General features: G+C 71.0%; 13 protein-coding genes, 1 tRNA gene and 1 pseudogene. 9 read left to right on the forward strand and 6 right to left on the reverse strand.

Annotated elements, in window-relative coordinates; translation table 11 throughout:
* Nucleotides 1-9 precede the first annotated feature (9 nt).
* The gene (locus MHW47_RS01955) at nt 10-333 is read right to left on the reverse strand and encodes an SCO4225 family membrane protein (RefSeq protein ID WP_239220821.1); all 324 of its coding nucleotides are present in this window, start codon (nt 331-333) and stop codon (nt 10-12) included.
* A 177-nt stretch (nt 334-510) separates the two neighbouring features.
* Nucleotides 511-891, reverse strand: coding sequence for a DUF6344 domain-containing protein (locus tag MHW47_RS01960; RefSeq protein ID WP_239220822.1), 381 nt, complete (start codon nt 889-891; stop codon nt 511-513).
* A 306-nt stretch (nt 892-1,197) separates the two neighbouring features.
* On the opposite strand from MHW47_RS01960, the gene MHW47_RS01965 reads away from it, so the two are divergent.
* Nucleotides 1,198-1,332 carry a DLW-39 family protein gene (locus MHW47_RS01965; protein ID WP_003958712.1) on the forward strand — a complete coding sequence of 45 codons (135 nt, stop codon included), beginning with the start codon at nt 1,198-1,200 and terminating at the stop codon, nt 1,330-1,332.
* Nucleotides 1,333-1,644: 312 nt separating this feature from the next.
* Nucleotides 1,645-2,997: a hypothetical protein gene (locus tag MHW47_RS01970; RefSeq protein WP_239220823.1), complete on the forward strand. Its 1,353-nt coding sequence runs from the start codon at nt 1,645-1,647 to the stop codon at nt 2,995-2,997.
* Between the two features lie 19 nt (nt 2,998-3,016).
* Here MHW47_RS01970 and MHW47_RS01975 read toward each other — a convergent pair whose 3' ends face one another.
* Nucleotides 3,017-4,327: a serine/threonine-protein kinase gene (locus MHW47_RS01975; protein WP_239220824.1), complete on the reverse strand. Its 1,311-nt coding sequence runs from the start codon at nt 4,325-4,327 to the stop codon at nt 3,017-3,019.
* 57 nt (nt 4,328-4,384) lie between these two features.
* Nucleotides 4,385-4,933 (reverse strand): helix-turn-helix transcriptional regulator, encoded by a 549-nt coding sequence (locus MHW47_RS01980; protein ID WP_239220825.1) that lies wholly within the window; start codon nt 4,931-4,933, stop codon nt 4,385-4,387.
* Nucleotides 4,934-5,101: 168 nt separating this feature from the next.
* Between MHW47_RS01980 and MHW47_RS01985 the strand changes: the two genes are divergently transcribed.
* A tRNA-Ala gene (locus MHW47_RS01985) sits at nt 5,102-5,174 on the forward strand.
* A gap of 141 nt (nt 5,175-5,315) precedes the next feature.
* Here the strand turns inward: MHW47_RS01985 and MHW47_RS01990 are convergent.
* Entirely contained in the window at nt 5,316-6,047 is a 732-nt protein-coding gene (locus tag MHW47_RS01990) for a DUF5324 family protein (RefSeq protein ID WP_239220826.1), read from the reverse strand.
* Between the two features lie 376 nt (nt 6,048-6,423).
* Here MHW47_RS01990 and MHW47_RS01995 point away from each other — a divergent pair, with 376 nt between their 5' ends.
* Both MHW47_RS01995 and MHW47_RS02000 read left to right on the forward strand, forming a co-directional pair.
* Entirely contained in the window at nt 6,424-6,951 is a 528-nt protein-coding gene (locus tag MHW47_RS01995; protein WP_239220827.1) for a peptidylprolyl isomerase, read from the forward strand.
* Nucleotides 6,952-7,135: 184 nt separating this feature from the next.
* Nucleotides 7,136-8,029, forward strand: coding sequence for a rhomboid family intramembrane serine protease (locus tag MHW47_RS02000; protein WP_239220834.1), 894 nt, complete (start codon nt 7,136-7,138; stop codon nt 8,027-8,029).
* Nucleotides 8,030-8,351: 322 nt separating this feature from the next.
* Here the strand turns inward: MHW47_RS02000 and crgA are convergent, their stop codons facing one another.
* Nucleotides 8,352-8,606 carry a cell division protein CrgA gene (crgA, locus tag MHW47_RS02005; protein ID WP_239220828.1) on the reverse strand — a complete coding sequence of 85 codons (255 nt, stop codon included), beginning with the start codon at nt 8,604-8,606 and terminating at the stop codon, nt 8,352-8,354.
* Between the two features lie 141 nt (nt 8,607-8,747).
* Between crgA and MHW47_RS02010 the strand changes: the two genes are divergently transcribed.
* The 4 genes and pseudogenes from MHW47_RS02010 to MHW47_RS02025 form a co-directional block, all read left to right on the forward strand.
* Nucleotides 8,748-9,515, forward strand: a complete 768-nt coding sequence (locus tag MHW47_RS02010; RefSeq protein ID WP_239220829.1) for a DUF881 domain-containing protein — start codon at nt 8,748-8,750, stop codon at nt 9,513-9,515.
* Between the two features lie 101 nt (nt 9,516-9,616).
* Nucleotides 9,617-9,802, forward strand: a complete 186-nt coding sequence (locus MHW47_RS02015; RefSeq protein ID WP_164641389.1) for a hypothetical protein — start codon at nt 9,617-9,619, stop codon at nt 9,800-9,802.
* Nucleotides 9,799-10,437, forward strand: coding sequence for an aminodeoxychorismate/anthranilate synthase component II (locus MHW47_RS02020; protein WP_239220830.1), 639 nt, complete (start codon nt 9,799-9,801; stop codon nt 10,435-10,437). The genes MHW47_RS02015 and MHW47_RS02020 overlap by 4 nt, the downstream gene beginning before the upstream one ends.
* Nucleotides 10,434-10,989 (forward strand): annotated as a pseudogene (locus MHW47_RS02025) (class E sortase); the annotation flags it as partial. The gene MHW47_RS02020 and the pseudogene MHW47_RS02025, both read left to right, overlap by 4 nt.

Genomic DNA, 10,989 nt, shown 5'->3' on the forward strand with positions numbered 1-10,989 from the left:
GCTCCTGGTTCAGCCGGCGGCCGGGCGGCGGAGGCGGCCGCGTACGGTCTCGGTGAGCGCGCCCAGGATGAACGCCTGGATCAGGGCGCTGAGGGCCACTGCCACGCCCAGGTACCAGACGGACGTGTCGGAGACGCCCCAGATCGCCTCGCAGAGCATGGCGAAGAACAGGGAGGTCGGGGCGGTGACGAGGAACGTCCAGACTCCCACCATGCCCGGATCTCCGATGGTCGCGGCGGCCACTTCGAACACGACGGTCGCGCCGACGATCCCCAGGTAGATCGCGGAAGCGAGGTTGCCGAAGGTGAGGCGGAGCAGGGCGCGAGCGTGCATGGATTCCCCCGGTGTGAGCGGTGCGGTGTGCTGTGGTGCTGCTCATACTCGTCGCGAACCGGGTGCCGGACGTGAGTACACGTACTCATCTCGGCGGGTGTGGATGCGGGGGCGCACGGGAAAGCCCCCGTCCGGTGGCTACCGGTCCGGGGGCTCGGAGGATCAGTGGGGGCGCTGTCACGGTGGGAGGAGCGAGGCGTCCTGGTCCGGGGCGCCGTGCGAGGTGCGGGCGGTGCCGGTGGTGTTCACGGCGTTCCCGGTGTCCACGGACAGATGGCGGGTGGCGGGTGAGGAGCCGTGGGCCTCGGCGCGGATGCGCTGCTTCATCGTGGGCGGCAGGGCCCGGTCACGCGGAAGGGTCCATCGGACCGAGGGGCCGGTAGCGGTTGCGCGGGCGGCGGGCTTGTGCGCGGGACTCGTCGTCGCCGCCGGCTCCGTGTTCGTGTGCGTGGATTCCGCGGCGGCGGCGGTCGAGCCGGCGAGGCCCAGCGACGCGAGGAGGGCGAAGAACGCGGTGATGAAGGCGGTCCAGATGCTCTTGGCCGTGACGGTGCTCATGGCCCCTCACTTTCGGGTGGTCCGGTTTGCTTACCTTTCCGATGATGTGGATCGGGCCCGCGATTTCATGGATCGACGCCGCGGACGCGTCGATCTTCAGATGAACACCACTCGTATGGTTCAACCGGCTGTCCCCGGCTCCCGGCGGACGGTGTGCGCAGCCGCCCGAGGGGTACGCACACCGCTGTACGGAGCGCACGCCCACAGGCGCCAATTGGGTTGCGGGGAGGTCACCGGTCGATATCGGCCGGTGTGTATAGTCGGGCGGCAGAAGTCCCCTACGCCAACGAAAGACGAGGTCGCGCGGTGAAGAAGCTTCTCCTGGTCGCACTGGCCGCCATCGGCGGGCTCCTCGTGTACCGCCAGATCCAGGCGGATCGCGCCGAGCAGGATCTGTGGACGGAGGCGACTGACTCCGTGCCCGCAGGTTCGGGTGTCTGAGACGGAACAGCCTGGTACGAGCCCCGGTCGCGGAAGCGGCCGGGGCTTCGTGCTGTTGCGGGACCGTGACCGCTGTGCTCTTGGGTTCGCTCCCGTGAATCAATAGCTTGCTTGAGCAAAGTAGGGGTGGATCAGCGGCACGATTCGGTTGCCGCCGCAGACACCGGTGGGGCGCGAGGGGCAGGATGGGCCGTCGTCGCGGTGGTGGGCGCAGGGGCGGGGGGTTGCCGTCCCGGCTGTGATGCCGGCCGTGTTCGATGTGTACGTGAGGGCTGCGGGGGCAGCTCCGGCGATGACGAGGGGAAGCGCGTGATGAGGCGGCGCAGCAGGGTGCGGGGGGCACTGGCGGCGGTGGCGGCGATGTGCGCGGTGGCGGTGCTGCCCGGACAGGCGTACGCGGCCGGCGAGCCGGGTGCGTACACCTTCGATCCGGACGCCGAAACGGTCACGGGCCAGGAGGTCAGCGCCGACGCGGTGGCCCTCCGGCCGGACACCGTCTACCGGAGCGCGATCTCGGGCAACCAGAAGCTGTACTACCGGCTGAACCTGGACGCGAAGACGAACGCCTACGTCTCCGCCGTCGTCGTGCCGAAGGCCGGTGGCGAGGTGGCCTACGGGGACGGCGTCACGATCAGCATCCGGGACAGCTCGGACGACGAGTGCAGTTCGCAGGACGCCCTCTTCGGGTCCGCGCAGTATCCGCGCCCCATAGCCGCCTATGCCTCCCGGCGGATCGAGGCGGACGGAAGCTGCCAGGAGGCCGGTACGTACCACGTGCTCGTCGAGCGCCAGAGCAAGGCGGCGTCCGACCAGGGGGAGTGGGAGCTGGAACTGCGCTACGTCTCCGAGCCGGCGCTCGCGAACCCCTCGTCCCGGCCCACCGAAGCCCCGACCTCCTGGCCCTCCGCCTCACCGCCGCCGCCCGTCGCGGCCACGGACAACACCCGGCGCGGGGGCGCCGGTCACTACGACGCCACCAGCCTGGAGACCGGGGAGTGGAAGGACCGGATCGAGCCGGGGCAGACCCTCTTCTACCGGGTGCCGGTGGACTGGGGGCAGCAGCTCTACGCCACGGCCGGGCTGAGCAACAGCACCTCCGCGAAGAATCCATTCGTCGGCAGCGCGCTGGCGATGTCACTGGAGAATCCCGCACTCGGGCACGTCACCGAGGTGTCGCCGATGGCGTATGCGGGAAAGCCGACTTCCGTCTCGTTCGACCCGCTGCCTCCCGTGGCGTACGAGAACCGGTACGACTCCAGCGACGAGACCAACGGCATGAGGTTCGCCGGCTGGTACTACCTCTCCGTCTCGCTGAGCCCTCGGGTCGCGGCGGCGTACGGCGACAAGCCGATCACGCTGACGCTCCAGATCAGCGTCGAGGGGAAGGCCGACGAGGCACCGTACAAGGGTGACGCGGGGATCTTCGCCGTGACGCAGGGCGACAAGGAGGCGGCGCGCAAGGGCCAGAGCGGCGCGCAGGCCGCGGCCGGCGCCGACAGCGGCACGATGAAGGTCGTCGCGGCGGCCGGTATCGGCACCGGCACGCTGCTGGTGCTCTGGCTCGGGGTGTGGACGCTGGTCGCGCGGCGCCGCGCGGCGGCCGTGCCCGCGGCCCCCGCGAACGCCGGGGCGTATCCGTACGGGGGCCCGCCGCAGGCCTGGTGAACGGCCGAAGCGGCCGCGCTCAGATCCGGGTCAGCGCCCAGATGCCGACGGCGAAGCAGACCAGCGCCACCAGCAGGACCGGGACCGCCACCTTCGGGGACGGTCCCGGACGCGTTCCGGCAGCGGCGCGGCCCTGCGGCGCCGGCACCTGGTCCGGGAAGGACGGCCCGTGCTGCGGGGCGGTGTAGGGGAGGGTGTACGGGGCCGGCGCGGGGGCCGGGTAGCCGTACGCGGCCGCAGGGGCGGCGGTTTGCGGGGCGTGGGGCGCGGGAAAAGCCGGCTCGGGCGGCGGGAGGTGGAAGCTGCCCGTCTCGGACATGGCGGCGCCCGAAAGGGGCTGCGAGGAGGCCGGGTTCGGCACGGGCGGGTTCGGCGCGGGCGCCGGCGGGGTGTCCGGAGCGGGGGCCGCGGCCGGTGTCGGGGCCGGGGTCGGTGCCGTCTGTCCGGGCGTCACGGGTCCGTCCGGGCCGAATCCCTCGGGCAGCGGGCCGATTTGGTCGAAGACCTCCACCGGCTCCTCGTCGCCCGTGGGCTCGGGCAGCATCTCCACGGCGGCCGTCAGCGCCTTGCGCGCCCCCGTGGCGGTGCGGAAACGGTTCTGGGGGTCCGGCTGGAGCAGCCCCGCTATGACCTGCCACAGCGGTTCCGGGACGCCGTCGGGCGCGCTCGGCGTGCCGTACTCGGCGAAGTGCTCGACGAGTTCCTGGGAGTCGGGCTTGGTGCCCTGGAGCAGATAGAGGGCGACCAGGCCGACCGCGAAGAGGTCCGCAGGGAAGTCGGGCTCCGCGCCCATCATCTGCTCGGGCGCGAAGTAACCCAGCGTCCCCACGACGTAGTTCGTCTCGGTGAGCCGGGGCTCGCCCTTGCGCATGGAGATGCCGAAGTCGGACAGCCGCAGATGCGGGCGGCCCCGGCCGGTGGCCTCCAGCAGGATGTTGGCGGGCTTGATGTCGCGGTGCACGACGCCCTCGGCGTGCACGGTCGAGAGGCCGGACAGCAGCTGGTCGAGCAGGGTGCAGACGAAACGCGGCGGCAACGGGCCGTAGTCGCCTATGACATGGGCGAGTGAGCCGCCGCTGACGAGGTCCATGGTGAACAGGACCTTGTCGTCGTCGGCGGCCCAGCTGGCCGGTGCCAGGACATGCGGGTGCTCGATGCGCAGCGCCTGTTCCCGGACGAAGCGGAGCAGCGTGTGCGCGTCGCTCTGCTGGAGGACCTTGGCCGCCACGTAGCGGCGCCGGCGGTGGTCCCAGGCGCGCCAGACGGCACCGACCCCCCCGCGGCCGATCGGATCGACCAGTTCGTACCGTCCGGCGAAGACCTCACCCATGGCGCTGCGCCCGCTCCCCGTTCCTGTTCCGGCCCGTGCCCCTGTACCGCTCGGGGTCTAGCTCTGGTGGCTCTCGTAGTGCGCCACCGCTTCCGCGGTGCGCCCCGCCCCGTACACCCGGAGGAACTCTGCCAGTTCCGGGTGGGTCGGGGCGAGGGAGTCCGCCGCATCGATGATGTCACCGGCGGCCGCGACCGAACGCAGCAGCGACTGGATCTCCCGGACCACCCGGCGCACGGTGGGCGCCCCGCCGGTCGATGTGGTCTGGCCGGTGCCGGCGAGGACCGATCCGCCCTGGGACTTCTTGATCTCCTCCATGCGGGCCGCGGCCTCGCCGGCGCTGACACTGCCGTCGGCGACCTGACCGGCCAGTTCCTGGAGGGCCTGCACGCGCTGCACGACCGCCGGGTTGCCGATCTTCGCGCGCTGGCCGCTCATGAGCTGGGAGAGCATGGGAGCGGAGAGTCCGAGGGCCGCGGCGAGCCGGGCCTGGTTGAGGCCGAGATCGTCGATCAGCCGGCGGAAGAGCGCGCCCAACGGCTCTCCGTACCAACTGCGCTGGAGGTCTCTGGCTCTGGCCGTCGCCTCTTGTTGCGCTGCATCCATTGCGTCTCCCCTTCGCATCGGCTTCGCTGCTGCGAACCTCGACCAGCATCTTACGGAGCGTGGTCGCGCACGGGGAGTCCCCGTATTTTTGCAGGAACACGGGGGTGAGCCGGTACTCTGTTCTGCGGCGGTGGCCGAACGTCGCGGCGTTCAGGGCTGCATGCTGTCGGGGCCTTAGCTCAGTTGGTAGAGCGCTGCCTTTGCAAGGCAGATGTCAGGAGTTCGAATCTCCTAGGCTCCACATCTCAGAGGTCCCCCGACCTGCGGAAACGCGGGTCGGGGGACCTCTTTGCATATGCCTGAGGCGAGGTGCGCGACAGCCGGCCGGGCCGTCGGAGAGCGCGGACGTCCTCCACGGCGGCGAAGCCGGTCGGCGCCGGGGTCAGGGGCGTCCTTCGGGGTCCGTGGGGCCCGGGCCGTCCTCGCCCGTCGCCTCGGCGTCCGCCTGCTTGGCCTCGACCTCGGGGTCCAGGAGCGACGAGGAGTGCGGGCTGCCGTCCACGGAGGACAGCGGGGCGCGGTCGTCGACCTCGGTGGGGGCCGGCGGCTCCACCAGCCACTCCGGGTTGGCCTGCTTGTCCCACCAGCGCCAGGCGGCGTACCCGGCGATCGCGAGGACGCCGGTCACGGCCACGCCCTTGAACGCCATGCCGACCCTGGCCCGCCGGTGCTGCTTGCGGGCGAGCTTGCGGATCTGCTCGGCCGTGACCTGGCCGCGCAGCGCGGCGACGGCGGCTGCGCTGCGCTGCGCGGCCTCCTCGGCCACCGGCTGGGCGGCGGCCATGGCGCTCTCGATGCGCGGGACGGTGTAGTCCGCGGCGCTGCGAGCGGCCCGGCGGGTCTGCTGGGCGGCACGCGTGGCGACCTCGTCGACCTTCGGGGGGACGTGCGTGCGGGCGAGCTCGATGCGGGGGGCGACGTGTGCGCCGTACTGGACACGGGCCTGCCTGGCTGCCTTCGACACCTTGGGTGCCAGCAGTGTGCGTGCCTCGTGCGCGTAGTGAACGGCCTGTTCCTTGGCCGTATCGGCGTAGGGCGCCACCACGTCCGCGGCGTGCTGCACGCTGTCCCTCGCCGAGTCGGTTGCGGCACGCACGCTGTCGATGCGGGTCACGGGATTCCTCCTCCTTGGTGGCGGGTTGGTACTCCGCCTTTCCACCCATTTCGAGATCATGCCTGCGTGGGGTCGGTGCGGCACGTGGAGTGGGCATCCGGGGTATCCCTCACGCAGGGGACGTCTCGGGTCGTTCGGGGCAAGGGGAGCCTTTCGCCGACCATGCCACGCTTCCGTCCGCCGCGCCCCGGTACGGCGCGCACCTGGCGGCACGGTTCACACGGGGGCGGCGCGGGAAGCCACCCGGTGCTCGCCTCGGGCACCGCCGGGGCGCCCCGTGCAAGGATCGGGGCGTCGGGTCCGGGCCGGTTGCCGGGCGGGCCGACGCGCGGCGCGGCCGCGCTGAGCACATGTGCAGACTCACGGAAGGCAGATCGTGGCCGAAGAGCTTTACGCCACCTTGAAGACCAACCAGGGCGACATCGAGATCCGGCTGCTGCCGAACCACGCTCCCAAGACGGTCAGGAACTTCGTCGAACTCGCCAACGGCGAACGCGAGTGGATCAACCCGGAGACCGGTGCGAAGACCAAGGACCGGCTGTACGACGGCACCGTCTTCCACCGTGTGATCAGCGGTTTCATGATTCAGGGCGGTGACCCGCTGGGCAACGGCACGGGCGGTCCGGGCTACAAGTTCGCGGACGAGTTCCACCCCGACCTCGCCTTCACGAAGCCGTACCTGCTCGCCATGGCCAACTCGGGCCCCGGCACCAACGGCTCGCAGTTCTTCATCACGGTCGCGCCGACCTCCTGGCTGACCGGCAAGCACACCATCTTCGGCGAGGTGACGAACGAAGCGAGCAAGCGGGTCGTCGACGCCATCGCGGAGGCCGACACCAACTCGCGCACCGACCGTCCGGTGAAGGACGTCGTCATCGAGTCGGTCGTCGTCGAGAAGCGCTGAGACCCTTCGTCACCGCCCGGTCACTCTCCGGTCCCATGTTCGGGGAACCAACCGCCCCGCTCGTCCGTATCTCAATGACGGGACGGACGCGCGGGGCGGTGCCTCGTGCGTCCCGTGTGCCGAAGGGGACCGTACGAGAAGGACCGCAGGACGAGGACCGAGGGGACCGGAAGCCATGGGACCGATGGACCAGCAGCCGCCCGGCACGCCTGGACCGCCCGCGCCGGACCCGGCCGTCTGCTATCGCCATCCGGACCGGCCGACGGGCGTCCGGTGCGTCCGGTGCGAGCGGCCCATCTGCCCGGACTGCATGATCGGTGCCTCGGTCGGCTTCCAGTGTCCGGACTGCGTCCGTGAGGGGTCCGGTACGGGTCACGGCGCCACCGCCGCCCGGCCGCGCACGCTGGCGGGCGGTGTCGTCGCGGACGACCCCCGGCTGATCACGAAGATCCTCATCGGGATCAACATCGTCGTGTTCATCGCGGCGGCGATGGACAGGGCGCTGCTCGACGACCTGATGCTGCTGGGCCGGGCCTTCGTCCACGACTACGGCCCCGTGGAAGGTGTTGCCGAGGGCCAGTGGTACCGGCTGGTCACGGCCATGTTCCTGCACGAGGCGCCGTGGCACATCGGCTTCAACATGCTGGGCCTGTGGTGGCTGGGCGGCCCGCTGGAAGCGGTGCTCGGCCGGGCCCGCTACCTTGCGCTGTACCTGCTCTCCGGGCTGGCGGGCAGTGCCCTGACGTACTGGCTCGCGGCGCCGAACCAGCCCTCGCTCGGTGCCTCCGGCGCCGTCTGGGGCCTGCTGGGCGCGACCGCCGTGCTGATGCGCCGGCTGAACTACGACATGCGCCCGGTCTTCGTGCTTCTCGCGATCAACCTGGTGATCACCTTCAACCCCTGGGGCGGGATCGCCTGGCAGGCCCACATCGGGGGGCTGATCGCGGGGGTGCTGATCGGGATCGGCATGGTGCACGCGCCGCGCGAGCGCCGGAACCTCGTGCAGTTCGGCACCTGTGCCGCGGTCCTCGTGGCCACCCTCGTGATCGTGGTGGCCAGAACGGCCGCGCTGACCTAGAAGCCGCTCCCGGTGCTGGCGCGGGTATCGGTGTGGACCGTTTGTGACCGAAGTTGTCCACAGGATTCCACAGCGTGACCCTGATCTTGTGCACAGTGCGGGCACAACTGTGCCCCTTGTCCCTGAACTGGGTTTTCCCAGATGGGACAAGGGGCGTCTTGGCCGAGTGCGAGCCCGGCCGCAGTCACACCGGCGTCAACAGGCTGTGAGTTATCCACAGATCGTCTGACCTTTTCCCCCGCCTGTGGATAACGCTGTGGGTAACTCAGGGCAGGGGTTGCGCGGCGGTGTGGCTATGTGGTCTGCGCGGTGGTCGCGGAGGCTACTTCCACTGGGTGGAGACGCCGAAGCCGCCGGCGATGAAGCCGAAGCCCACGACGATGTTCCAGTTGCCGAGCGAGGGGACCGGCAGATCGCCGTCGGTCACGTAGAAGACGACGATCCAGGCCAGACCGATCAGGAAGAGCGCCAGCATGACGGGCGCCACCCAGCTGCGGCTGGTCAGATTTATGTTGGTCGCCTGCTTCGCCGGAGGCGGCGTGAAGTCGGCCTTCTTGCGGATACGTGACTTCGGCACGAGGAACTCTCCTGTCGATGCGCTGCGTGACCGCGCAGGGATCTCTGACTGGCGCCGGGGTGGGGCGGGAGGGGGAATGTGGCCTCCCCCGGACGTCCGTTAGCGTAGTCCTTCCGTGGCACCGAAGGAGATAAGGGTACGTTGAGCAATTCTGCCGACTCCCCCGCCGGACCGGCCCGGAGCCCCTTCCGGCACCCGGCCAGAGTGCTCACGGCTGCCGTTTTCGCCCTTGCCGGGCTCATCTTCGTAACCAGCGCGAATACGGCCAAGGGCACCAATATCCGCACCGACGCCTCGCTCCTCAAACTCTCCGACCTCATCCAGCAGCGCAGCGGCAAGAACGCGGCGCTGGAGGAGTCCGCCGCCTCCGTGCGCGGGGACATCGACCGCCTCGCCCAGCGCGACAACGGCAGCACCAAGGCGGAGGCCGCCCGGCTCAGGGCGCTGGAGCGGACCGCCGGCACCACGAAGCTGTCCGGCAGCGCCGTGTCCGTCACGCTCGACGACGCCCCGCCGAACGCCACCGCGAGCCCGGGCTACCCCGAACCCCAGCCCAACGACCTGGTCATCCACCAACAGGACCTCCAGGCGGTCGTCAACGCCCTGTGGCAGGGCGGCGCCCGCGGCATCAAGGTCATGGACCAGCGGCTGATCTCCACCAGCGCCGTGCGCTGCGTCGGCAACACCCTGATCCTCCAGGGCCGCGTCTACTCGCCCCCGTACAAGATCACCGCCGTGGGCGACACCGGCGCGCTGCGCAAGGCGCTCGACGCCTCGCCGGCGATCCAGAACTACCTGCTGTACGTGAAGGCGTACGGACTCGGCTGGGACGTGGACGAGCACGGTTCGGTGACCCTCCCCGGCTACTCCGGCACGGTGGACCTGCACTACGCGGAGCCCGCGGAGTAGGGACGACCTGCCCGGACGGGCGGCGCCGCGAGGTTTTCCACAGCCGACCCACGCCGGGCCCGGCGGCCTTTAGTCTGGTCCCGTACCGAATGGAGGGTCTGATGTACAGCTGGATCTGGCGCCATCTGCCGGGCAACGTGTGGGTCCGCGCGGTGATTTCGCTCGTGCTCGCCCTGGCCGTCGTCTATGTGCTGTTCCAGTACGTCTTCCCGTGGGCGGAACCGCTGCTCCCGTTCGGTGACGTGACGGTGGACGGCGCGAGCGCGGCGACGGGGGCCGGACGATGAGCGCCCGCATCCTGGTCGTCGACAACTACGACAGCTTCGTCTTCAACCTCGTCCAGTACCTCTACCAGCTCGGCGCCGAGTGCGAGGTGCTGCGCAACGACGAGGTGACCACCGCCCACGCCCAGGACGGGTTCGACGGCGTCCTGCTCTCCCCCGGCCCCGGTACGCCGGAGGAGGCGGGCGTCTGCGTCGACATGGTGCGGCACTGCGCGGCCACCGGCGTCCCGGTCTTCGGCGTCTGCCTGGGCATGCAGTCCATGGCCGTCGCGTACGGCGGTGTCGTCGGCCGCGCCCCCGAGCTGCTGCACGGCAAGACGTCCCCGGTGCTCCACGAGGGCGCGGGCGTCTTCGCCGGGCTGCCCTCGCCCTTCACCGCGACCCGCTACCACTCGCTCGCCGCCGAACCGGACACCGTCCCCGCCGAGCTGGAGGTCACCGCCCGGACGGCGGACGGCATCATCATGGGCCTGCGCCACCGGGAACTGGCCGTGGAGGGCGTGCAGTTCCATCCCGAGTCGGTGCTCACCGAGCACGGACATCTGATGCTGGCCAACTGGCTGGTGCGCTGCGGGGACACCGGAGCCGTCGAGAGGTCGGCGGGGCTCGCTCCGGTGGTGGGCAAGGCCGTCGCGTGACCCCACTCCGCCACGGAGCCGGGACCGGGCAGGACAACCCGCACGATGCGCGGGCGTACGAGGACCCGGCGGCGTTCCAGGCGGCGGCGCACCGGCTGTCGGACCCGTTGAACGACCCGCTGCCCGGACCGGGGCCCGTCCCCTCGCAGCAGCAGGCGCCGTACGGCCTCCAGGGCGCTCAGGAGGGCCCGCAGGAGTGGTACGACCCCGAGGGCTACCAACGGGACTGGTACGGCCACCAGGAGCCCGTGCGGCAGCCCCCGGCGGCCCCGCAGCCTCTGGGGGACGACGGCACCGAGCCGCCCACGGCGGTGTTCCACCGAATAGACCCGTACGAACCGTACGAACCTTACGAACCGCCCCCGCCGTACGAGGCGGACGCAGGACCCGGACCGGCGCACCGCCAGGAGCCGGACGCGTACACCGGACCCGATGAGCCCGAGGACGTACCCGGCACCGGCGCTTCCGTGACGCCCGCGCCGTCCCCAGGCGGCCGTGCCGAGCGCAGGCGCGCCGCCAACGCCAAGGGGCGCGGCCGGCGACGCCCCGCGC

The sequence above is a fragment of the Streptomyces sp. OfavH-34-F genome, from assembly GCF_022347745.1.
Classification (GTDB): Bacteria; Actinomycetota; Actinomycetes; order Streptomycetales; family Streptomycetaceae; genus Streptomyces.